Origin of the sequence: Streptomyces sp. DSM 41931 (assembly GCF_050271085.1) — a bacterium.
GTDB classification, from domain to species: domain Bacteria; phylum Actinomycetota; class Actinomycetes; order Streptomycetales; family Streptomycetaceae; genus Streptomyces; species Streptomyces albogriseolus.
Map to the genome: position 1 here is coordinate 162,134 of NZ_CP189902.1, position 22,239 is coordinate 184,372.

Here is a 22,239-nt window from a genome sequence, read left to right on the forward strand (position 1 = left end):
CCGTGCGTCCGGCGGCCGCGCACCGGCCCGGCCGCCTCAGCCCCCTCATGCGGAGGACCAACCATGGGCACGGTGACGACTTCTGACGGCACGGCCATCTTCTACAAGGACTGGGGTCCCCGCGACGGACAGCCCGTCGTCTTCCACCACGGCTGGCCGCTCAGCTCCGACGACTGGGACGCCCAGATGTTGTTCTTCCTGCAGCACGGCTACCGGGTGATCGCCCATGACCGGCGCGGCCACGGACGCTCCGACCAGACGGCCGACGGGCATGAGATGGACACGTACGCGGCTGACGTCGCGGCGCTGACCGACGCGCTCGACCTGCGCGACGCCGTGCACATCGGGCACTCCACCGGCGGCGGTGAGGCGGCGCGGTACGTGGCGCGCGCCAAGCCGGGGCGTGTCGCGAAGGCCGTGCTCGTGGGCGCGGTGCCGCCCGTCATGGTCAAGTCGGAGAGCAACCCGGGCGGCACACCGATCGAGGTCTTCGACGGGCTCCGCGATTCCCTCGCGGCCAACCGCTCCCAGTTCTACATCGACCTCGCGTCGGGCCCGTTCTACGGGTTCAACCGGCCGGGCGCGGAGGTCTCCCAGGGGCTGATCGACAACTGGTGGCGGCAGGGGATGACGGGCGCGGCGAACGCCCACTACGAGTGCATCAAGGCCTTCTCGGAGACCGACTTCACCGAGGACCTGAAGAAGATCGAGGTGCCGGTGCTGGTCATGCACGGCACGGACGACCAGATCGTGCCGTACGACGACTCGGCTCCGCTGACGGTGAAGCTGCTGAAGAACGGCACGCTGAAGAGCTACGAGGGCTACCCGCACGGCATGCTGACGGTCCATCCCGACGTGCTCGGCCCGGACATCCTGGAGTGGCTCACGTCGTAGCGGGCGGCGGGGTGTTCGTAAGGCGGCGGCCCGTCTCCCCCGGCATCCCCGGCGACCGGGCGATCTCCTGCCGGGCCGCCTCGATGATCCCCAGCACGGCCGCCGCCGCCGCGTCCGGGTCACGGGCCTCGACGGCCCGTACGACGGCCCGGTGACCCGGCAGCGAGGCCTCCACCGCGCCCGGGGTCTGCGTACTGATGTCGAAGCTGTGCCGCAACGCGATCTCCACGGCGCGCCCGAGGGAGCCGAGGAGCCGGTTGCCGCCGGCGTCCAGCAGGGCCCGGTGGAAGGCGATGTCGGCCTCGACGTAGCCGCCGCGCGCGGGTGACGCCGCCGCGGACTCCATCGCGGCCAGGGCGTCGTGCAGGGCGCGTACGTCGTCGGGGCCGGCCCGTTCGGCGGCGAGGCGGGCCGCCTCGGGCTCGACGATGCGGCGCAGCTCGCCCGTGTCCCGCAGCAGGGCCGCCGCGTCCCCGGCCTGTTTCCAGCGCAGGACGTCGGGGTCCAGGTGGTTCCAGTGGTCCGGGGGCAGCACGCGGGTGCCGGTGCGCGGCCGTACCCGCAGCATGCCCTTGGCCACCAGCGACTTGACCGCCTCCCGCAGCACTCCGCGGCTGACGCCGATCTCCGAGGCGAGGGCGTCCTCGACCGGCAGCGGAGCGCCCGGCTGCCACGCGCCGGCCACGATGCGCCGCCCGAGTTCGTCGGCCACGCGCTGTTGCATGGTCGGGAAGTTCGTGTCGATCTCCGTCCACCCCCTGGACGCCATTCATCGAATCATTTAATGATTGAGGTCCAGGGTAGCGGGGTCCGCGCTCGGCCACGCCCCATCCGCGCCGCGGACGACGCCGGAGCCACGGGAGTGTGCGTATGACCGACCGCCGGAACACCGACCGCCGCAGTCAGGCCTGGTTCGGCGCGCGGGGACGCAGTGGCATGCTGTACCGCTCGTGGATGCGCAACCAGGGCTTCGGGCACGAGGTGTTCGACGGGCGCCCCGTCATCGGCATCGCGACCAGCGCCTCCGAACTCGCCCCGTGCAACGCGCATTTGACGCGCGTCGCGGAGGCCGTGAAGCGCGGGGTGTGGCAGGCGGGCGGTCTTCCGCTGCAGTTCCCGACCATGGCGACCGGCGAGACGCTGATGCGCCCCACCGCCATGCTGTACCGCAACCTCATGGCGATGGAGGTCGAGGAGCTGATCCGGGCCAACCCGCTCGACGGGGTGGTGCTGCTGTCCGGCTGCGACAAGACGACCCCCGCCATGCTGATGGGCGCCGCGAGTGTCGACCTGCCCGCGGTGATGGTGACCGGCGGGCCGATGCTCAACGGCAAGTACCGCGGCCAGGACGTGGGTTCGGGCACCCATGTGTGGAAGTTCGAGGAGGACCTGAAGACCGGCCGGATGACCGAGGAGGAGTGCTTCTTCGCCGAGGGGTGCATGGCCCGCTCCGCCGGTCACTGCATGACGATGGGCACCGCCTCGACGATGGCGTGCGTGGCCGAGGCGCTCGGCATGCAGCTTCCGGGCTCGGCGGCCTGGCCGGCGGTCGACTCGCGGCGGATGGAGACCGCGCAGGCGGCGGGGCGGCGCATCGTCGACATGGTGGAGGAGGAACTGCGGCCCTCGCGGATCCTCACGCGGGAGGCGTTCGAGAACGCGATCCGGGTCAACGCGGCCATCGGCGGCTCCACCAACGCCGTCATCCATCTCACCGCCCTCGCCGGACGCGTGGGCGTCGAACTGGACCTGGACGACTTCGACACGCTGGTCCGTGAGGTGCCGACGCTGGTGAACCTGATGCCGAGCGGCACCTACCTGATGGAGGACTTCTGTTACGCGGGCGGGCTGCCCGCCGTGATGGCCGAACTGCTCGGCGGCGGGCTGCTGCACGGCGGTCCTGTCACGGTCACCGGACGCACCGTCGCCGAGAACACCGCGCGGGCCGAACGGGCCGGCTCCGACGTCATCACCCCGCTCGACGCGCCCTTCCAGCCGGCCGGCACGGGCATCGCCGTCCTGCGCGGCAACCTGTGCCCGGACGGCGCCGTCATCAAGCAGTCCGCCGCGTCACCGCACCTGCTCACCCACCGCGGACCCGCCCGCGTGTTCGACTCCCCCGAGGCGTACCACGCCGTCGCCGACGATCCCGCCCTGGACGTCGACGAGAACACCGTGATCGTCATCCGCAACGCGGGCCCCAAGGGCTACCCGGGGATGCCCGAGGTCTCCAACGTGCCGTTGCCTGCGAAGCTGTTGAAGGCGGGGGTCACGGACATGGTGCGCGTCTGCGACGGCCGGATGAGCGGCACCGGGTACGGGACGGTCGTGCTGCACGTGGCGCCCGAGGCCGCCGTCGGCGGACCCCTCGCGCTGGTGCGCGACGGCGACCCCGTCGTCCTCGACGTCCCCGGCCGCACCCTGCGCCTGGACGTCGACGACGCCGAACTCGCCCGGCGCGGGCAGGAGTGGACACCGCCCGCCGACCGGTACGCGAGTGGCTACACGTGGCTCTACACGCAGCACGTCGAACAGGCCGACCGGGGCGCCGACTTCGGCTTCCTGCGCGGCGGGCGCGGCCACGAGGTCCCCCGGGACTCTCACTGAGCCAAGGCCCCTTCCGCCCTGAGGAGAGCATCGACCGTGGAATCGGCAGCAGCGCGCCCCCGTCCGGTCCTCACCGCCGGCTCCGTCCTGCCGGAGGACGCGGACCGCGCCGCCCTCGTCGCGCGCGTCGACGACCCGGAGGCGGGCGGACCGTGCGTGGCCGCGGTGCGCGGCGAGCACGTCGTCGACCTGACGGCCCTCGCACCCACCGTCTCCGGTCTGCTGGAACGCGACGACGCGGTCCAGGTGGTCCGCGAGGCGGACGGCGGACGCACCTGGCGCCTCGACGCCCTCCTGGCAGCCCCGCCCGGCCGGCGTGACGTGCCGCGTCTGCTCGCCCCGGTCGACCTCCAGGTGATCAAGGCGGCGGGGGTCACGTTCGCGCGGAGCCTGCTGGAACGCGTCATCGAGGAACGCGCGGGCGGCGACCCGGCGCAGGCCGCGCGGGTACGGGAGCGCGTCCTGCGGGTGATGGGCGGCAGGCTCGACGGCATCCGGCCCGGCTCACCGGAGGCGGCCGAGGTGAAGGACCTGCTGGTCGCCGAGGGGTTGTGGTCGCAGTACCTGGAGGTCGGGATCGGGCCGGACCCGGAGGTGTTCACCAAGGCGCCCGTGCTGTCGGCGGTCGGCACCGGCGCGGACATCGGCGTGCTGCGCGCCTCCGTGTGGAACAACCCCGAACCGGAGGCGGTCCTCGTCGTGGACTCACGCGGCCGGGTACGCGGCGCGGCCCTCGGCAACGACGTCAACCTCCGCGACGTCGAGGGCCGCAGCGCCCTGCTGCTGTCCCGCGCCAAGGACAACAACGCGTCCTGCGCGATCGGCCCGTTCGTCCGCCTGCTCGACGACGGCTTCGGCATCGACGCGGTACGCGACCTCGACATCGGCCTGCGGATCGACGGACCGGACGGCTACCTGCTGCGGGGCAGCAGCTCCCTGCGCGAGATCAGCCGGGACGTACTGGAGCTGGTGTCCGCGACGTACGGCGCACACCACCAGTACCCGGACGGCTTCGCCTTGTTCACCGGCACGCTGTTCGCCCCCACGGAGGACCGCAAGGCACCGGGTGAGGGCTTCACCCACGAGTACGGCGACGTCGTCCGGATCTCCAGTCCCCGGCTGGGCGCGCTGGTCAACACGGTGGTCCCGAGCGAGGAGGCGGCACCGTGGACGTTCGGGGTGGGGGCGCTGATGCGGAGCCTTGCCCGGCGGGGGTTGCTGTAGCGCGGGGACGTCAGTGCCGCGTCGGCCGGGCCTTGGCCAGTGCGGCCGTGGCGGTCTGCTCGATCTTCGCGAAGCGGGCCGCGCGGGCCTTGTCGTCGGCCGGCTGCTCGTTCTCCGCGCGCACCCCGGTGCGGCCGTCCACCGTCTCGCGCAGGATGTCGGCGTGGCCGGTGTGGCGGATGGTCTCGCCGAGGACGTGCACCATGACGGCGAACAGGGTCGTGTTCGGACACGGGTCCGCCCACCAGGGCACATGGCCGGGGGTGTCGAGGGCCAGCGCGTCGATCGTCGCGTCCGCGTGGTCCCACGTGCGCCGGTAGAACGCGACGATCTGGTCACGGGTCTCGTCCTCGGCCGCCCAGTGGTCGCTGCCGTCGGAGTCCTGCCACCGGCACAGGGGTTCCGGGGAGGGGCGGTCGAAGACCTCGCCGAAGTATCTGGCCTCGACCGTGGCCACGTGCTTGACCAGGCCGAGGAGGTTCGTCCCGGTGGCCGTCAGGGGGCGGCGGGCGTCGTATTCGGACAGGCCGTCCAGTTTCCAGAGCAGCGCCTCACGGTCCCGCCGCAGTCTCGTGTGCAGGGCGTCCTTCGCGACATCGTCGATCACGCGGCCGAGACTGTCATGGGCCGTACCGTGCCGGTCCGCCGGGTCGCCCTCTGCCGAGGGGGGGCGGGGTGCGCGGCCCCCTGACGTGTGCCGCGCACCCCGCGGTTCAGGCGGTGGCCGGCTTCTGCGCGATCGTGGCGTGCAGGCGCCGTGTGTGGTCGACGTGGCGCTCGGGTCCCGTGAGGACGACCCGGGCGGTCAGGCGCGGATCGGCGCTGGAGGCCGCCGGCCTCAGCTCCAGCGCGCCCGGTTCGACCACACGCCTGCCGTCACGGCCCGTGAAGGAGGCGAGGTCGGCCGGGACCGTGACGGTCAGCCGCCGGGCCTCCCCGGGTTCCAGGGTGACCCGGGTGTAGCCGACGAGGCGCTGCACCGGCTGGACGACCGAGGCGACCGGATCGTGGAGGTAGAGCTGGACGACCTCGGTGCCGGACCGCTCGCCGGTGTTGCGGACGGTGAAGGCGAGGGTGAACTCGCCGTCCGTCGGGGCCTCGTGGGCGTCCACGGTGAGGTCGGTCCAGTCGAACCGCGTGTACGACAGGCCGTGGCCGAAGGGGAACGCGGGGGTCGGGTCGACGTTGGACGCCTCGTTGGCGTGGGCGAGCCGCGCTCCGAGGTAGGTGCCCGGCTGGGAGCCCGGTGCGCGCGGCACGCCGACCGGGAGGCGTCCGGACGGGTTGACCCGGCCACTGAGCACCCCGGCGATCGCATGCGTGCCTTCCTCGCCGGGGAAGAAGGACTGCACGATCGCAGCCGACTCGGTCACCGCGCGCCCGAGCGCGTACGGGCGTCCCGCCAGCAGCACGGTCACCACGGGCGTCCCGGTGTCGAGCAGCGCGTCGAGGAGCTGCTGCTGCGCGCCGGGCAGGTCCAGTGTCCCGGCGTCGCATCCCTCGCCGCTCGTGCCGCGTCCGAACAGGCCGGCGCGGTCGCCCAGCGCCACGACGGTGACGTCGGCCTCGCGTGCCGCCCGTACCGCCTCCTCCAGGCCGGAGAGGTCGCCGTCGTCGACGCCGGTGCCGCGGACGTGGGTGATGCCGGCGTCGGGGAACTCCGCGACGAGCGTCTCGCGCAGGGTGGGCAGGCCGATGCCGAGCGGTGTGCCGGGGTGGCGGACGCCGATGTGCTGGGGGAAGGAGTAGCAGCCCAGCACAGCGGTGGGCTCGTCGGCGTTGGGGCCGATGAGGGCGATGCGGCGGGGCCGGCCGAGCGGCAGGGTGCCGTCGTTGCTCAGCAGCACGACCGCTTCCTCGGCCAGCGCGCGGGCCAGGGCGCGGTTCTCGGGGCTGTCCAGGTCGACATGGCCGCGCAGGGTCTCCGGGTCGTCCGGGTCCGTTCCGTCGAGGGCCGCCGGCACGGGGTTCCAGTCCGGGTCGAGCAGGCCGAGCGCGGCCTTCTGGGTGAGGACGCGGCGCAGGGCGCGGTCGACCAGTTCCTCCGGGACGCGGCCGTCGGCGACGGCCTCGGTGAGCGGTGCGCCGTAGGTCTTGACGTTGGGCAGTTCGACGTCGATGCCCGCGTGGAGCGCGGTGCCGGCGGCGTCCGCCCAGTCGGCCGCGACACCGTGCAGGATCTTCAGGAAGGCGACGGCGAAGTAGTCGGCGACCACCGTGCCGTCGAAGCCCCAGGTGTCCCTCAGCAGTCCGGTGAGCAGGGTCTCGTCGGCCGCGGAGGGCACGCCGTCGGTGTCGGTGTAGGCGTTCATCACGGAGCGGGCGCCGCCCTCGCGGATCGCCATCTCGAACGGCGGCAGCACCACGTCGGCGCGCTCCCGCGGCCCCATCGAGGCGGGCGCGAGATTGCGTCCGGCGCGGGAGGCCGAGTAGCCGGCGAAGTGCTTCAGCGTGGCGACGATCCCGGCGGACTCCAGCCCTTGGACGTAGGCGGTGCCGATGGTGCCGACGAGGTACGGGTCCTCGCCGATGGTCTCCTCGACGCGGCCCCAGCGGGCGTCGCGCACCACGTCAAGGACGGGCGCGAGGCCCTGGTGGACGCCGACGGCGCGCATGTCGCGGCCGATGGCGGCGGCCATGCGCCGTACCAGGCCGGGGTCGAAGGCGGCGCCCCAGGAGAGCGGGACGGGGTAGGCGGTGGCGCCCCAGGCGGCGAAGCCGGCCAGGCACTCGTCGTGCGCGAGGGCGGGGATGCGGAAGCGGTTGGAGGCGGCGATGCGGGCCTGGGTGCGGGCCAGGGAGAGCGCGCCCAGGGCGGGGTCGACCGGGACGGTGCCGAAGGGGCGGGTGAGCTGGCCCAGGCCGGTGGGCAGGAGCGCGTCGAGGTCGACGGCCTCCTCCATGTCGTGCTGGTGCGGGGCCACTTCGCCGCCCTCGTCGGAGGCGCCCACCCACACCCCGGACAGCTGGGCGGTCTTCTCCTGAAGGGTCATGGCGGCGATCAGCGCGTCGACGCGTGCGGCGACGGGGGCGGTCGGGTCGTTCCAGAGGGAGAGGGCGGAGGGGTTCTCCGCGGCCACGTCGGTGTTCACGTTCCTCCTCCGCCCGCCGGGCCCCGGTCCGGGGGCGGGGCGGGCGAACCGGTGGTCGGGTGGAAGTCGGGGCGGGGTCGTACCCGCCGGTGCCGGTGCGGGTCAGCGGCCGAATCCCGCGGTCAGGCCGCTGAGCAGCTGGCGGCGGCCGAAGGCGTACAGCACCAGGACGGGCAGGGTGGTGAGGACGACGGCGGCCAGCACGGCCGGGACGTTGACCCCGTACTGGCCCTGGAAGGTCCACAGGGCGAGCGGCAGGGTCCTGCGGTCCGGGCTCTGGGTGAGGACCAGGGGCAGCAGGAAGCCGTTCCAGATGGTCAGCGCGTTGAAGATGGTCACGGTGAGGAGGGCGGGCCGGGTGAGCGGCGCCGCGAGCCGCCACAGCGTGGTCCATTCGGTGGCGCCGTCCACGCGCATCGAGTCGAACAGTTCCTTCGGCACGTCACGGATGAAGTTGGCGAGGACCAGGACGGACAGCGGGATGGCGAAGGCGATGGACGGGAGGATCAGCGCGGCCAGGCTGTCGTAGAGGTGCAGTTTGATGATGATGAGGTAGACCGGGATGACCGTCGCCTGGAGGGGGATGGCCAGTCCCATGAGGAACAGGCCGTTCATGGCGCGCAGCACGCGCATGCGCCAGCCGCGGACGATGGCGTAGGCCGCCATGAAGGAGACCAGGACCGCCGGTATCACCGCTCCGGCGGTCACGACGACGCTGTTCACGAAGTACCGCAGGAAGTCGGACTCGACGACCATCCGGTAGTTGTCCAGGGTCGGGTCGGCCGACGGTACCAGCGGGTTGCTCGCGTAGTAGCGGCTGCGGTCCTTGAGGCTGGTGATGAGGGTCCAGTAGAGGGGTACGGCGACGACGGCCAGCCAGAGCCAGCCGGCCAGTCCGCCGAGCCAGTTGCGCCGGCGGGCCGCCGGGCGGGAGCGGCGCGGCCCTTCGGGGCGGGTGACCTTCTCGGGCCGTCGGGTCGTGGTGAGCGTGGTGGTCACGTCAGGAGGCCCCCTCGAGTTGGCTCGCCGCGGCGTCCCGGCCTCCGAGGCGGCGCAGCAGCAGGGCGAGGGCGAGGCCGACGAGGACCAGGATGACCGCGATGGCGCTGGCGGGTCCCATGAGGCTGGCCTGGAATCCCCGCTTGTACATGTCCAGTGCGAGGACCCGGGTGGCGTCGCCGGGGCCGCCCTCGGTCAGGACGAAGATGAGGTCGAAGAAGGTCAGCGACCCGACGACCATCAGGGTGGACGAGGTGATGATGGTGTACTTCAGCTGGGGCAGCGTGATGCTGAAGAACTGCCTGACCCGTCCGGCCCCGTCCAACTGCGCTGCTTCGTAGAGGGACTTCGGGATCTGCTGGACGCCGCCCTGGTAGATCAGGGAGTGGAACGGGATGAACTGCCAGGAGACGACGAAGATGACCACGCCGAACGCGAGTCCCGGCCGCCCCAGCCAGTCCTGGCTGAGCGCCTGGATCTTCAGTCCGGCGCCGAGCCCGAAGTTCGGGTCCAGCAGCGCCTCGTAGGCGATGGCGATGGCGGCGGAGCTGAGCATCAGCGGGACGAAGTAGACGACGCCCAGCACCGCGCGGTACCGCTGGCGTCCGGCGAGGAACGTGCCGAGCAGGATGCTGAGCGGTGTCTGCACGGCCCAGGACACGGCCATCACCAGGAACGTCACCCAGAGGGCATGCGGCAGCCCGGGGTCGGTGAGCACCGCACGCCAACTGGTCAGCCCGGTGAGGCGGATGGAGCCGATGCCGTCCCAGGTGGTGAAGCTCAGCGCGAAGACGCCGACCAGCGGTACGACGGCGAACCCGGTGAAGAGCAGCAGCGCCGGCGTCGCCAGCCAGGGCAGGATGCTGCGCTGGGGGCGACGGACGCCCTGCTTGGCGGTGAGCGTGCTCATGCGGCGGTGACCGCGTTGAGGTTGGAGGCGAACTGCTGCGGCGAGATGGACAGTTGGAAGAGCTTGACGATGTTGTCGAGCAGCGTCTCCGCGGCGGTGGGGCTGAGCGCCTGGTCCCAGGACTGCACGAACACCTTGGCCTTGCTGGCGATGTCGTACGTGAACTGCAGGAACTCGGCGTTGTCGGAGGCGGCCAGCAGCTTCTCCGTGCCCAGCCGGATCGGCACCGACCCGTTGCCGATCCACTGTTTCACCTCCTCCTCCTGGAGGATGCCGGTGGCGAAGAAGTCCTTGGCGATCTTCTTCTGCTCGGCGCTCGCCTTGGCGGAGACGGACAGGTACTGCGCGGGGTTGCCGACGGTGTTGCTCAGGTCGCCCTTGCCGCCCTCGACGGCCGGGAAGGTCATGAAGCCGAGCGAGTCGCTGGACACGAAGTCGCCGCCGTCGGCCTGCTGGATGCCGTACGACCAGGCGCCGTGCAGCATCATGGCGGCCCGGCCGGTGTACAGCAGGGCCTGGTCGGCGTTGGAGTCCGCGGTGATGGAGGAGAAGCCCTTCACGAATCCGTCGGCCTTCACCAGGTCCTGGAGCGCCGTGAGCGCCTTCAGGGCGTCGGGGTGCGACCAGGCGTTCTTCTCGCCTTCGATGGCGGCCTGGAACACCTCGGGCCCGCCGATGCGGTCGAACAGGAACTCCAGCCACATCATGTTGGTCCACCGGGACTGCCCGCCGAGCGCGAACGGGGCGATGCCCTTCGCGTTGAACTTCGGGACCAGGGCCATGATGTCGTCCCAGGTCTCGGGCGGCTCCACCTTGACCTGGTCGAACACCCTCTTGTTGTAGTAGAGGACGATCGGCTGCACCGTCTCGCAGGGCATCGCGTAGATCTTGCCGTCGACGGTCGCCGCGCCGAACGAGGACGGGAACAGTCCCTTCCTGACGTCGGGGTTCTCGTCGAACCACGGGGTGAGGTCCTCGACCTGCCCGGCCTCCGCGTAGGCGCGCAGGGTTCCGCCGCCCCAGCCCCAGATGACGGTGGGCGCCTGTCCGGCGCCGATGGCTGTCTTGATCTTCGTCTTGTAGGCGTCGTTCTGGAAGGTCGTGTCCTCGATCTGCGTGTCCGGATGCGCCTTGTTGAAGGCATCGACGGCGCCGGCCCTGACTCCTTCCTGCGGCTGTCCGTTCAGGTACCAGTAGGTGGCGGCACCGCCCTTGCCGGGGCCCGAGGAGCCGCCGCAGGCGGCGAGCGCGGCCGAGACGGGCACGGCGGCCGCCAGGCCGAGAAGGGTACGTCGGGAGAGCGCCATGATTTTCTCCGCACTCGAGAGCCGTCGGCTTCTCGTGAGTCGTGGAAAGGTTTTCGAAAATCACTTCGTCTAGCTCTGTTCGAGCAAGCTAGGTTTCGGGCTGATGCGGTGTCAAGACGCGTGCACGGGCGGTGCGGCACGGGCATGTCCCTTGTGAAACAAGGGTTTGATCGCCCTGGCTCAGGTCGCGCACAATCCGAAACTGTTTCGAAATGATCCGGTGAAAGGCGTTGATGACGCGGCGGCTCCGGACTGTCACACTGTCGGTGCGCTCCGTGCCGGGCCGTCGGGTCCGGCGGTGTTCGACGGTACGGTTGGGCGGATCCGTCCGTGTGACCGGCCGGACCGGCGGGTCACCCCCCGGTGGCCCAACAGCTGAGAGGAACCGATGCGACCGAACGCCCGGCGCACCACCTTGGCGGACATCGCCCAAGCGGCTGGGGTCTCCGTCGCCACCGTGTCCAAGGTGGTCAACGGCCGTGGCGACGTGGCGCCCCACACCCGCGTGCGCGTGCAGGAACTGCTGCACCGGCACGACTACTTGGCGCCGGTGTTCCGCCACAGCGAGGCCGTCGAGAGCCCGACGATCGAGGTGCAGTTCAAGGGAAGCCTCAAGTCGTACGTCGCGGAGGCCCTGGAGGGCATCGTCGACGCGGCCGCCGGGTCGGGGGCGTCGGTGGTGGTGAGCAAGGCGTCCGGCGCCCCGCACTGGGCACGGGACCTGGTGTCGGCCGGCCGCCGCGCCGTCATCGCGGTCACCAGCGTCCACACCGCCGCCCACCTGAAGGAACTGGCGCGCTCGGGGCTGCCGTTGGTGGTGCTGGACCCCTTGCACCTGCCGGACAGCCGGGTGCACAGCGTCGGTGCGACCAACTTCGCCGGGGGCCTGTCCGCGACCCGGCATCTGCTGTCCCTGGGGCACCGCCGGATCGCCTACCTCGGCGGACCCGCCATGGCCGTCTGCAACCAGGCCCGCATGCACGGTTACCGCGCGGCCATGGAGGCCGAGGGCGCCCCGGTGCCGGACGCGTACGTCCGGCCCGGGGAGTTCACGTACGAGACGGGTCTGGCCGGGGCCGCGGCGCTGCTGGACCTGGACGAGCCGCCCACGGCGGTCTTCACGGGCAACGACGAGATCGCCCTCGGCGTCGTCGAGACCGCCCGCGCCCGGAGCCTGCGCGTCCCCGAGGACCTGAGCGTGGTCGGCTTCGACGACACCAGCCTCGCCCAGATGGCCTCGCCGCCCCTCACCACCGTGCGCCAGCCGCTGCGGGAGATGGGGGCCGCCGCGCTGCGCACGGCGCTGCGGCTGGCGAACGGGGAGAAGGCCGAGTCGCATCACATCGAACTGGCCACGGAGCTTGTCGTACGGGCGTCGACGGCGCCGCCGCCCGAGGCCGGGTGATCCCTTCCGGGCACGCCGTCCTGGTCCGTCGGCGTGGCCAGGACGGGTGCCCGCCCGTGGCGAGGGTGCTTGACTGACCCCATGTCATCGACTCTCGGCGTGCCCCGCCCCGATCAGGCCTCCTACATGCTGCGGGCCGCCGCCAGCGACGTGGGCCGTCTGTACAAACGGCAGTTGGTGGACCTGCTGGACGTCCGGGAGGGCCACACGGTCCTGGATGCCGGGTGCGGTCCGGGCACCGATCTGCCGACGCTGGCGGAGCGGGCCGGGGCGACGGGCACGGTGATCGGCGTCGACCGTGACCCGGCCATGCTGGCGCAGGCGCGTGAGCGGACGCGGGGACTGCGCCGGGTGGAGATCCGCGAGGGGGACGTGCTCGATCCGCCCGTCGGTCCCGGCACCGTGGACCGCGCCAAGATCGACCGGGTGCTCATGCACGTCGACGACCCCGCGACGGCCCTGGCTCAGCTGCACCGTGTGACCCGGCCGGGCGCACGCGTCGCCCTGGCCGAGCCCGACTGGGACACGCTGATCGTCGACGCCGAGGATCTGGAGACGAGCCGCGCCTTCACCCGCTACACCACGACGGAAGCGGTCCGCCACGCGACGGTCGGACGCGGTCTCGCACGTCTCGCCGAGCAGGCGGGCTTCGCTGTGGAGACCGTCCTCGCCACGACGCCGGTGTTCCGTGACGTCGAGGAGGCGGACCACACGCTGGGCCTCGGCCGCAACATGGAGGCGGCCATCGCCGCGGGGTACGTCGACCGGGAGCGCGGACGCCGGTGGTTCACGGGCCTGGCGCAGGGGACCTTCTTCGCGTCCTTCACGCTCGTCACGGTGGTCTGCTCGCGCTGATGTCCAGGCGGGACCGCCACGCCCGGTGGCCGGGCGTGGCGGTCCACGACACGGAAGGCTTCAGGGTCCGGTAGTCACCGCGGGCAGGCCACCCCTAGTCTGCCGCTCATGCACCAGCCCCGAAGACGCGACCGGCGGCCGTCCCGCCGGGTGCCGCCGAAGCCGGCCCCGCTCCCGCCCTACCGGCTGCCCGCCGCCGGCGCCGACGTCGTCCTTGTCGGCTTCTTCTCCTCCAGGCAGAGGGACTTCGAGACGGTCATGGCGTCGGCGGCCGCGCAGCTCACCGCGCACGGCGCCCGTGTCGTCACGCGGATCGTGCAACGCCGTGGTGTCTCGGACGGCGGGGCCCGGAACATGAGCCTTCCCTACTCCTCCCGCACTCTGCTGAGTCATGGGAAGGTCCGCGAGGTGGCTCACGCCGCCGATCAGGACGGCGTCGGCGCCGTCGTCTTCACCACTCCCCTGACGGAGCGCCAGCAGCGCACGCTGACCGGCCTGCTCGGACGCCCCGCCGTGAGTCTCGCCGGCCTTCTCCGGTCCGCACAGTCGCCGGCCTCTGGCGGAGGGCGCCGGCGCGGCTGACTCGCCGGCCCGCGGCACGCGCAGCCTCAGCCGAGCCCCCGGTGCGCCGCCCACAACGTCCCGGCGTGGCCGGCCGCTTCGGCGACCAGAGAGGCCAGGGCCGGGTCGTCAGGCACCGGGAACGAGACGTACGCGCCCCGGCCGCCGCCGACCGGGCGGCCGTACGCCTTCACGGCGAGATGGCCGTCCGGGAGGAGGCGGACGTTGAGTGTGGTCAGCCGGAACTCCTGGCCACGCCGTGTGTCCGTCCAGCGAAGCGTCTCGGGGATCGTGACGTTGATGGCCAGAGCGCTCACTTCAAGATCGCTGCTCATGGACGGATGCTCTCACGCGCGTGGCGCGGGGCACAGGTGCGTGCACCGTACGACACCAGCGGAGCGGCGGACGGCCCAGCGTGGCACGACAGGTCACCGCGAGGCGGGAAGACTGGGGAGCTGGAGCGAAAAGACCCGTCTGAAGGGAAGGGTCATGACTGGTTTCCGGGACTTCCTGACACGGTTCCGGCCGGCTGCCTCGCCCGGCCGGGCCGCACCGACGGGCGTCCCCGCCGACCGTTCCGCGGAACTCCGCGCGGAACTCGCACCACCCCTCTCCCTCTTCGAACGGACGGAGGCGGAGGCGCGGAGCGTACGCGAGCAGGCCGCCGAAACCGCCGCGTCACGCCGTCGTGAAGCCGAGCGGCAGGCGGGGGCCGTGGTGGCAGAGGCCCGTGAGGAGGCCCGCCGGGTGCGGGCACGCGCCGCCGAGCAGGTGCTGCGTACGGCCGAGAGCAGAGCGGCCGCGCTGCTCGCCGAAGCGGACCGTGAGGCTGCCGCCGTCCAGGACCGGGCCAGGGACCGGATGCCCGGGCTCGTGGACCGTGCCGTGGCCCTGGTGCTGGAGGATCTCGCGACGGAGCAGACGGCGCCCGCATCCGCGGAGAGTCCCGGGACGCCCGGCCGGGAAGGTCACGAGGAGGGGACTTTGTGATGGGCGCCGGGTGGGTGGCCGGCGTGACCCGGGCCCGCGCCCTGCGGACCAGGTGCCTGGGTCCGGAGGACGTCAAGGAGGTGGCCGGGGCCCGCACGCTCGACGACGCCCTGCGCCGTCTGGCTGCCACTCCTTACCGGGGCGGCCTCGCACCGTCGGCCGGTTCCTCTCCCGCCGAGGCCCAGCGGGCGGTCACGGCGACCCTGCTGTGGCACTTGAGGATCCTCGCCGGCTGGCAGCCCGCGGCCGGCACGGAAGCGGTCCGGGCGCTGGCCGCCGGGTTCGAGATCCGCAACACGGAACGCCATCTGAGCACCCTGGTGGGCGACGCGTCGCCGCCGGGCCCGGACCGTCCCCGCCCCTCCCCCTACCGTCTGGGCGCGCTGGCGATCGCGTGGACGCGGCTCTCCGCCACCCGTACCCCGGCCGAGCTGCGCAACGCGCTGACGGCTTCGTCCTGGGGCGACCCCGGCGGTGACTCCCCTGCCGCGGTCGCCACCGGCATGCGGGTCTCCGCGGCCGTACGGCTCGCCGGTGCCGCGCCCGACGCGGCGCGCTGGGCGGCGGCCCGGCTCGCCCTGCTGGTGGCCCGGGAGGTGTTCGTCGTGGGCCGCCGCCTCCCGGACGTCTCCGCTCACCGGGCCGCGCGCCTGCTCGGGCCCCGTGCGGTGGAGGCGCGCTCGTACGCCGGCTTCCGGCAGGCGCTTCCGGACACCGCGGGATGGCTGCTGGAGGACGTCGGCGAGGCCGCGGATCTGTGGCGGGCCGAAGCACGGTGGTGGGACGCCGTCGAACGGGACGGGCGGGACATGCTGCGCCGTTCCCGGTTCGGTCCCCGGCCGGTCGTGGGAGCCGTGGCCCTGCTGTCGGCCGACGCGTGGCGCACGCGCGGCGCGCTGGAACTGGCCGCCCGCGGCGGCCGAGGAGACCAGCCGGCGGAGGTGCTCGATGTTCCGGGCTGAGTCGGTGGTCCCGGTCCGGATGCGCCGGGTGGCCGTCGTGGCGCCGGAGCCGGCGCTGCGGGAGACCCTGGTGCGGATCGCCGAGGCGGGCTGTGTCGAGATCGACCTGGCCGTCGACGGCGGGCCGGCCGTCCATGGGCCGGCCGCGTCGCGTCTGCAGCGGTTGCGCGCCGGGCCAGGACCGGCCGTGCTCAGCGCCGCGCCGCCCGACCTGGACGCCCTGGAGCGGGAGGGCCGCGCGGATCTGCTGGCGGGTGAGGCACAGCTGGAGGAGCGGCTCGGCGGTGCGGTCCGGCACGGTGCGGTGGCGGCCCTGGCCGGGTGGTGCCCGGAAGCGGAGATGGAGGCGACGGCCGCGCGCATCGCCGGGGCCGGAGGTGCGCTGGTGCCGCTGCCCACCCCCCGCGGTGTCGATCCGCCCACCCTCCTGACCGGCGCGGCGGAGAGACCCCCGGACCGTCGGCCGCGCACCGTGCTCCGCTCCTTCACACCGCTGGTCACCACGTACGGAACCGTTCCCTACGCCGATCTCGACCCCACGTTGCCCGCCGGAATCGCGTACGTGGTGATGTTCGGCCTGATGTTCGGCGACGCGGGGCACGGGCTGCTGCTGGTTGCCCTCGCGCTCGTGTTGCGGGCCGGACGGCCGCGCCGGGCGGCGGCGCTGCGCCCGCTGTGGCCGTTCGTCGCCGCGGCCGGGCTGGCCTCCGCGCTCGCCGGGCTCGCATACGGCGAGTTCTTCGGCCCGACCGGTGTCCTGCCCGTGCTGTGGCTGGCACCGCTGGACGAGCCCACGCGGCTGCTGACCGCCGCCGTGGGGCTCGGCGCCGTACTGCTCGCCCTCGCGTACGGCGCGGGGATCGTCAACCGTCTCCGGGAGGGCGGCCCCGCCGCGGCGCTGTACGCGACGTCCGGCGTCGCCGGGGCGGCGGTCTACCTCGGTCTCGCCGCGCTCGCCGGCTCCGTGTGGCTGGGGCAGGCCGTGTACGGGGTCGTGGGCGCCGCGGTCGTCGCCGTCGGGCTCGCCTTCGCGGGTGTGGGTGTGTACGCGGGCACGGCGGGTGGTGCGGGCGGCGCCGTGCAGACCGGCGTGCAGTTGTTCGACGCGGTGGTGCGGATCGGCTCGAACGTCGTGTCGTTCGCACGGCTGGCGGCCTTCGGGCTCACCCATGCGGCCCTGGGGGCGATCGTCTGGGACGGTACGACCTCGTCGGCGGGCCGGGGTCCGGCGGGCGTCGCCGTGGCAACGCTCGTCTTCCTGCTCGGCAACGCCCTGGCCTTCGCGCTGGAGGCGCTGGTGGCGGGGGTCCAGGCGTTGCGTCTGGAGTTCTACGAGCTGTTCTCCCGGCTCTTCGAGAGTGAGGGCCGCCCCTTCAGACCCTGGCGTCCGCCCGTGCAGCACCTCACGGGCCCGGCCGGTGGGACCGGGGCGTCCGAGGCGCGGGCGACCACCGGACGCGGTCCGGTGAGGAAGGAGGAAGCGTGATCACCTGGCTCCTGGCCCTGCCCGTCCTCGTGGCGGGGTTCGTCGCCGTACGCCTGGTTCTGCGGCGGTCGGGCCGCACGGCGCTGTGGTGGATGGTCGGCGCCGACGCCGTCCTGCTCGTGGCCGCCACCGTGGTGCTGACCCTCGCGGCCGGAGGAGGCTCCGCCCAGGCCGCGACCTCGGCCGCGCAGGACTCCGGCTCGGGCTCCGCGGCGCTGATCGGTGCCGCGATCGCGGTGGCCGCGTCGACGATCGGGGCGGGCATCGCGGTGGCGTACACGGGTGCGGCGGCCCTGGCGGCGCTGAGCGAACGGCCCGAGCTCTTCGGCCGTGCCATGGTCATCGTGGGTCTCGCCGAGGGCATCGCCATCTACGGGCTGGTCGTCGCCGTCATCCTCGTCGGCAGGGCATGACCGTGGGCCGCGTCGCCGCCATCGGTGAGCCGTCCCGGGTGGGCGGCCTGGCCCTGGCCGGAGCGGTGGTGCTCGTCGCCGACGGCCCCGAGGCGGTGCGCCGGGCCTGGCGGGACCTGCCGGAGGGCGTCGACCTGGTGATCCTCACCCCGGCCGCCGCCGAAGCGCTTCGGTCCGGCCCCGCGGCTCCTGCCGGGCGCCGGCCGCTGACCGCCGTGATGCCGCCATGAACCAGGCGCCCGACCGGACGGCGGACGCACTCCACCCGGTGCGGGCGGAGCTGCTGCGGGCCGCCCGCGCCGATGCCGAAGCGCTGCTGGCCCGCACCGGGCAGGAGACGGCCGCCCTGCTGGACCGGGCACGTGCCGAGGCGCGGACCGTCCTGGACGAGGCCCGCCGCCAGGGAGAGGCCGACGGCGCGGACGGCGCCCGCGAGCTCCTTGTCAGGGCCCGGCGGAAGGCCAGGTCCCGCACGCTGGCCGCGCGCCGGGAGTCGTACGACGAACTGCGCCGGGAGGTCACCGCACGGGTCGGCGCCCTGCGCCTGACCGACGGTTACGCCGATCTGCTGGAGCGGCTCGGACATCGCGCCCGTGTCCTCCTCGGCCCCGACGCCGAGGTGACCGGGCATCCCGAGGGGGGCGTGCTGGCCCGGGCGCCGGGGAGACGGGCCGACCTGTCGTTGCCCGCGCTGGCCGAGCGCGCGCTGGACCGGCTCGGAGGAGAGGTGCGGACCCTGTGGGAGACCTGACGGAAGACCTCGGGGGTGCCCGGCGGACGGCCTCCCGGATCCTGCGCGTCACCGGGCCACTGGTCGAGGCGGAGTACACGGAGGGTGTCGCCATGCACGACCTGGTGTCGGTCGGCCCGGCCGAACTGCCCGGCGAGGTCGTGGCGATCAGCGGGGACGTGGTCACGATCCAGGCGTACGAGTACACGGGCGGGCTGGCTCCGGGGCACCCCGCGCTGCCGCAGGGCCGTCCGCTGTCGGTGCGCCTCGGTCCCGGACTGCTCGGCGGCGTCTTCGACGGTCTGCTGCGCCCTCTTTCCGCGGCCGGCGACTGGCTGCTGCCCGGCACGCGCGGCCAGGCGGCCGGGGACAGCACCTCGGCCTTCTCCCCGCTGGTGGCGACAGGCGAGCGAGTGGCCGAGGGCCAGGCGCTCGGGGAGCTCGGCGACGCGGGTCCGGTGCGGCTGAAGGTCCTCGTGCCGCCCGGCCGCGGGGGCACGGTCGAGGAGGTCGCCGGCGCCGGCCGGTACGCCGGAGACGCCGTGGTGGCCGTGGTGGGCGGCACCCCGGTGACGGCCGGCGCTCCGTGGCCGGTGCGCCGGCCGCGCCCCGTGCGCGAACGCGTCGGCAGCCGTGAGGCCTTGCACACCGGGCAGCGGGTGATCGACCTGCTGTTCCCCGTGGCCCGGGGCGGCACGGTGGCGGTGCCGGGCGGTTTCGGCACCGGCAAGACGATGTTGCTTCAGCAGATCGCCAAGTGGTGCGACGCGGACGTCATCGTCTACATCGGCTGCGGGGAGCGCGGCAACGAGATGGCCGACGTCATCAGCGAACTGTCGGAGCTCCGGGATCCGCGCACGGGCGGTCGTCTCGCGGACCGCACCGTGGTGATCGCCAACACCTCCAACATGCCGATGATGGCCCGGGAGGCGAGCGTGTACACGGGCATGACGGTCGCCGAGTACTTCCGGGACATGGGCCTGGACGTGGTCGTCATCGCCGACTCGACCTCCCGGTGGGCGGAGGCGCTGCGCGAGTTCGCCTCCCGTACCGGCGCGCTGCCGTCCGAGGAGGGCTACCCGGCCGGACTGGCGTCCGCCATCGCCGCCTTCTACGAGCGGGCCGCCACCGTGACCACCCTCGGCGGGGACCGCGGCTCGGTGACGGTGATCGGCGCCGTCTCCCCGCCCGGCGGGGACATGACGGAACCGGTGACCGCGTACACGGAACGCTTCGTGCGCTGCCTGTGGAGCCTCGACCGCGACCTCGCCTACGCCCGCCACTACCCGGCGGTCTCCTGGGCGGGGTCCTTCTCCCGGGACGTGCCGGTGCTGGCCGCCGGACACCGGGCGGCCGGTGATCCGGCCTGGGCCGGGCGCCGCGACCGGGTGGGGGCGGTGCTGACGGAGGCCGACCGGCTGGCCGATCTCGTCGACCTGATCGGCATCGCCGCCCTGCCCGCGCGGGAGCGCGTCAGCGTGCTGGCGGGGAGGCTGGTCCGCGAAGGGGTGCTGCAGCAGAGCGCCCTGTCGGAGCGGGACGCGTACTGCGGCCCCGGGAAGACGGCCGCCCTGGCCGACGCCGTTCTCGCGGTCGTCGACCGCTGCCGCGAACTCGTGGACGCGGGCGTCCCGGCGTCCACGGTCGAGGGCATCGACTTCGGTCCGCTGCTGCGCGCCCGCGAGGACACCGGCCCGCACGACGTCGCCGGGGTGGCGGAGCGGCGCGAGGCGATGCTCGCGCGGCTGGGGGACGTACGCCCATGAACCCGTCGGGCGGGATCGAGTACACGACGGTGCGCGAACTGCGCGGGCCGCTCGCGATCGTGGGGGGTGTGTCGGGGATCGGCTGGGACGAGGACGTACGCATCACCCTGGCCTCGGGCGAGGTGCGTCACGGTGTGGTGCTGGACGCCGACCGTGACCTGGCGGTCGTCCAGGTGCTGGAGGGCACGTCGGGCATGGACCCGGCGGGTGTCCGGGCGGCCTTCTCCGGCAGCCCGCTGCGCGTTCCGGTCGGCACGGACTGGCTGGGCCGGGTCTGCAACGGCCGGGGGGAGCCCCTCGACGGCGGCCCGCCGGTGTTCGGATCCCGCCGAGCCGAGGTGAGCGGCGCTCCCGTCAACCCGGTGCGGCGTGAGCCGCCGTCCGATCCGGTGCTGACCGGGGTGGGTGCCGTCGACGCCCTGACGACGCTGGTGCGCGGGCAGAAGCTGCCGGTGTTCTCCGTGGCCGGACTGCCGCACCTGGAACTGGCCGCGCAGATCGCGGCGCAGGCCACCGCCGCCGGTGAAGCGTTCGGCGTCGTCTTCGCGGGCATGGGACTCACCCACGCCGACGCCTCCTTCGTACGCGACGCCCTGGAGGAACGCTCCGCGGCAGGAGAACTGGTCCTGCTGCTGAACACCGCCGACGACCCGGTGATCGAACGGATTCTCACCCCGCGCATCGCGCTCACCGTCGCCGAGCACCTCGCCTTCACCGCGGGGCGGCACGTCCTCGTCGTGATGACCGACATGACGACGTACGCCGAGGCGTTGCGGGAGGTGTCCGCCGCCCGCGGGGAGATCCCCGCGCGTCGCGCCTACCCCGGCTACCTCTACAGCGACCTGGCCTCCCTGTACGAACGCTGCGGGCGCATCCGGGGGCGGCCGGGATCGGTCACCGTGCTGCCGGTGCTCACCATGCCCGCGGGCGACATCACCCATCCCGTGCCCGACCTCACCGGCTACATCACCGAGGGCCAGATCGTGCTCTCGCCCGAGACGCACGCGCGGGGCGTGTATCCGCCGCTGGACGCGCTGTCCTCGCTGTCCCGGCTGATGCGCAAGGGCGCGGGAGCCGGCCGTACCCGTGAGGACCATCTCGACGTCGCGGCCCAGCTGCTGGCCGCGCTCGCCCGGGCCCGGCAGGTCCGTGACCTCGCGGACCTCGTCGGCCGGGCGGCTCTGAGCCCGACCGACCGCCGGTACCTGGACTTCGAGGAGGCGTTCCTACGGGACTTCGCCCACCAGCGCAGCGACGAACCGCGCGACCTGGACACCGCGCTGGACCGCGCCTGGCGGGCCCTGCTCACCCTGCCCCGCGGCCAGCTCTCGATGCTTCCGGCGCGGCTGCTCGACGCCCACGGTGCGAAAGACCTCGACGAGCCTGACGAGGAGGCGCCGTAATGACCCCCGCCCGTCGTACTCCGCCCGGCCGTGCGGGACGGCTTCGTCTGCGGCACAGTCTCGACGTCGCCGAGCGCGGAGCCGACCTGCTGGAGCAGAAGCTGCGCATCCTCCGCGCCGAGCACGAGCGGCTGCTGCGCGCGGAGGCGGCGGCCGGCCAGACCTGGCGGGAACTGCTCTCCGAGGCCGAGACATGGCTGCTCCGGGGGCTGCTGCTGGGTGGGGAACAGGCCCTCGGCTCGGCTGCGGCGGGCATCGCCCCCGCCGAGGTGACGGTCCGCTGGAGCGTCTTCATGGGGGTGCGCCGTCCGGCGTCGGTCTCCGTGTCCGTGCCGCCCCGCCCCGCCACGGCCGCCGCACCCTCCAACACGGCCCTGGTGCATGCCGAGGCCTCCTACGCCGACGCCGTGCGCGCCGCGGCCGAGTACGCCGCCGCTCACGCCGCGGCCGAGTCGGTGGGCGCGGAGGTCGCGGGCACCCGGCACCGGGTCCGTGCCCTGCGCCGCCACTGGATTCCCCGTCTGCGGGAGGAACTTCACCGGGCAGGCCTGGCCCTGGAGCAGTCCGAGCACGAGGACGGCGTCCGCCGGCGCTGGGCCGCGGGCGCCGCCGACCGGCGACCGTCGGCGTGAGCG

22 protein-coding genes are annotated in these 22,239 nt (G+C 73.4%); 15 read left to right on the forward strand and 7 right to left on the reverse strand.

All coding sequences use genetic code 11. The features are described from left to right. The first annotated feature begins 63 nt into the window (after nucleotides 1-63). Nucleotides 64-894: an alpha/beta fold hydrolase gene (locus tag ACP7TJ_RS00840; protein WP_427761693.1), complete on the forward strand. Its 831-nt coding sequence runs from the start codon at nucleotides 64-66 to the stop codon at nucleotides 892-894. Here the strand turns inward: ACP7TJ_RS00840 and ACP7TJ_RS00845 are convergent. Beyond that, nucleotides 884-1,663, reverse strand: a complete 780-nt coding sequence (locus tag ACP7TJ_RS00845) for a FadR/GntR family transcriptional regulator (protein WP_367548485.1) — start codon at nucleotides 1,661-1,663, stop codon at nucleotides 884-886. The two genes, ACP7TJ_RS00840 and ACP7TJ_RS00845, sit on opposite strands and share 11 nt — an antisense overlap. Nucleotides 1,664-1,764: 101 nt before the next feature. On the opposite strand from ACP7TJ_RS00845, the gene ACP7TJ_RS00850 reads away from it, so the two are divergent. After that, nucleotides 1,765-3,501 (forward strand): IlvD/Edd family dehydratase, encoded by a 1,737-nt coding sequence (locus tag ACP7TJ_RS00850; RefSeq protein ID WP_266394379.1) that lies wholly within the window; start codon nucleotides 1,765-1,767, stop codon nucleotides 3,499-3,501. 36 nt (nucleotides 3,502-3,537) lie between these two features. After that, entirely contained in the window at nucleotides 3,538-4,725 is a 1,188-nt protein-coding gene (locus ACP7TJ_RS00855) for a fumarylacetoacetate hydrolase family protein (protein WP_266394382.1), read from the forward strand. A 10-nt stretch (nucleotides 4,726-4,735) separates the two neighbouring features. On the opposite strand, the gene ACP7TJ_RS00860 is transcribed toward ACP7TJ_RS00855, so the two are convergent. The 5 genes from ACP7TJ_RS00860 to ACP7TJ_RS00880 all read right to left on the reverse strand — a co-directional run bounded on the left by ACP7TJ_RS00860 (nucleotide 4,736) and on the right by ACP7TJ_RS00880 (nucleotide 11,033). Next, complete coding sequence (locus ACP7TJ_RS00860; protein WP_367548487.1) at nucleotides 4,736-5,332, reverse strand: DinB family protein; 597 nt, start codon at nucleotides 5,330-5,332, stop codon at nucleotides 4,736-4,738. 106 nt (nucleotides 5,333-5,438) lie between these two features. Next, nucleotides 5,439-7,817 (reverse strand): glycoside hydrolase family 3 N-terminal domain-containing protein, encoded by a 2,379-nt coding sequence (locus ACP7TJ_RS00865; RefSeq protein WP_427761696.1) that lies wholly within the window; start codon nucleotides 7,815-7,817, stop codon nucleotides 5,439-5,441. Nucleotides 7,818-7,919: 102 nt separating this feature from the next. Beyond that, nucleotides 7,920-8,816: a carbohydrate ABC transporter permease gene (locus ACP7TJ_RS00870; RefSeq protein WP_387622956.1), complete on the reverse strand. Its 897-nt coding sequence runs from the start codon at nucleotides 8,814-8,816 to the stop codon at nucleotides 7,920-7,922. Between the two features lies 1 nt (nucleotide 8,817). Continuing rightward, entirely contained in the window at nucleotides 8,818-9,726 is a 909-nt protein-coding gene (locus tag ACP7TJ_RS00875; protein ID WP_367462108.1) for a carbohydrate ABC transporter permease, read from the reverse strand. Then, nucleotides 9,723-11,033, reverse strand: a complete 1,311-nt coding sequence (locus ACP7TJ_RS00880; RefSeq protein WP_093769686.1) for an extracellular solute-binding protein — start codon at nucleotides 11,031-11,033, stop codon at nucleotides 9,723-9,725. The genes ACP7TJ_RS00875 and ACP7TJ_RS00880 overlap by 4 nt, the downstream gene beginning before the upstream one ends. Nucleotides 11,034-11,421: 388 nt before the next feature. Here ACP7TJ_RS00880 and ACP7TJ_RS00885 point away from each other — a divergent pair, with 388 nt between their 5' ends. From ACP7TJ_RS00885 to ACP7TJ_RS00895, 3 genes are all read left to right on the forward strand, one after another. Further along, complete coding sequence (locus tag ACP7TJ_RS00885; protein WP_427761700.1) at nucleotides 11,422-12,438, forward strand: LacI family DNA-binding transcriptional regulator; 1,017 nt, start codon at nucleotides 11,422-11,424, stop codon at nucleotides 12,436-12,438. 81 nt (nucleotides 12,439-12,519) lie between these two features. Continuing rightward, entirely contained in the window at nucleotides 12,520-13,293 is a 774-nt protein-coding gene (locus ACP7TJ_RS00890) for a methyltransferase domain-containing protein (protein ID WP_093769688.1), read from the forward strand. Between the two features lie 108 nt (nucleotides 13,294-13,401). Continuing rightward, on the forward strand, nucleotides 13,402-13,875 hold the full coding sequence (locus ACP7TJ_RS00895; RefSeq protein WP_427761702.1) for a hypothetical protein: 474 nt from the start codon (nucleotides 13,402-13,404) through the stop codon (nucleotides 13,873-13,875). Between the two features lie 26 nt (nucleotides 13,876-13,901). Here ACP7TJ_RS00895 and ACP7TJ_RS00900 read toward each other — a convergent pair whose 3' ends face one another. After that, the gene (locus ACP7TJ_RS00900) at nucleotides 13,902-14,189 is read right to left on the reverse strand and encodes a hypothetical protein (RefSeq protein WP_189909254.1); all 288 of its coding nucleotides are present in this window, start codon (nucleotides 14,187-14,189) and stop codon (nucleotides 13,902-13,904) included. 154 nt (nucleotides 14,190-14,343) lie between these two features. Between ACP7TJ_RS00900 and ACP7TJ_RS00905 the strand changes: the two genes are divergently transcribed. From ACP7TJ_RS00905 to ACP7TJ_RS00945, 9 genes are read left to right on the forward strand one after another with little or no spacing between them, the layout of a single operon-like run. Then, nucleotides 14,344-14,844, forward strand: coding sequence for a hypothetical protein (locus ACP7TJ_RS00905; RefSeq protein WP_427761704.1), 501 nt, complete (start codon nucleotides 14,344-14,346; stop codon nucleotides 14,842-14,844). Continuing rightward, a complete protein-coding gene (locus ACP7TJ_RS00910; protein ID WP_427761706.1) occupies nucleotides 14,844-15,806 on the forward strand; it encodes a V-type ATPase subunit in 963 nt (320 codons plus the stop codon). The genes ACP7TJ_RS00905 and ACP7TJ_RS00910 overlap by 1 nt, the downstream gene beginning before the upstream one ends. Beyond that, the gene (locus tag ACP7TJ_RS00915) at nucleotides 15,793-17,292 is read left to right on the forward strand and encodes a V-type ATPase 116kDa subunit family protein (RefSeq protein ID WP_427761708.1); all 1,500 of its coding nucleotides are present in this window, start codon (nucleotides 15,793-15,795) and stop codon (nucleotides 17,290-17,292) included. The genes ACP7TJ_RS00910 and ACP7TJ_RS00915 overlap by 14 nt, the downstream gene beginning before the upstream one ends. Next, entirely contained in the window at nucleotides 17,289-17,705 is a 417-nt protein-coding gene (locus tag ACP7TJ_RS00920; protein ID WP_093769692.1) for an ATP synthase subunit C, read from the forward strand. Before ACP7TJ_RS00915 ends, ACP7TJ_RS00920 begins: the two co-directional genes overlap by 4 nt. After that, on the forward strand, nucleotides 17,702-17,935 hold the full coding sequence (locus ACP7TJ_RS00925; protein ID WP_093769693.1) for a hypothetical protein: 234 nt from the start codon (nucleotides 17,702-17,704) through the stop codon (nucleotides 17,933-17,935). The genes ACP7TJ_RS00920 and ACP7TJ_RS00925 overlap by 4 nt, the downstream gene beginning before the upstream one ends. Further along, nucleotides 17,932-18,456 (forward strand): hypothetical protein, encoded by a 525-nt coding sequence (locus tag ACP7TJ_RS00930; protein ID WP_427761711.1) that lies wholly within the window; start codon nucleotides 17,932-17,934, stop codon nucleotides 18,454-18,456. The genes ACP7TJ_RS00925 and ACP7TJ_RS00930 overlap by 4 nt, the downstream gene beginning before the upstream one ends. Further along, a complete protein-coding gene (locus ACP7TJ_RS00935; RefSeq protein ID WP_367453059.1) occupies nucleotides 18,444-20,201 on the forward strand; it encodes a V-type ATP synthase subunit A in 1,758 nt (585 codons plus the stop codon). Before ACP7TJ_RS00930 ends, ACP7TJ_RS00935 begins: the two co-directional genes overlap by 13 nt. Continuing rightward, a complete protein-coding gene (locus ACP7TJ_RS00940; RefSeq protein ID WP_266394418.1) occupies nucleotides 20,198-21,604 on the forward strand; it encodes a V-type ATP synthase subunit B in 1,407 nt (468 codons plus the stop codon). Before ACP7TJ_RS00935 ends, ACP7TJ_RS00940 begins: the two co-directional genes overlap by 4 nt. After that, nucleotides 21,604-22,236 (forward strand): V-type ATP synthase subunit D, encoded by a 633-nt coding sequence (locus ACP7TJ_RS00945; protein WP_380874236.1) that lies wholly within the window; start codon nucleotides 21,604-21,606, stop codon nucleotides 22,234-22,236. Before ACP7TJ_RS00940 ends, ACP7TJ_RS00945 begins: the two co-directional genes overlap by 1 nt. Nucleotides 22,237-22,239 lie beyond the last annotated feature (3 nt).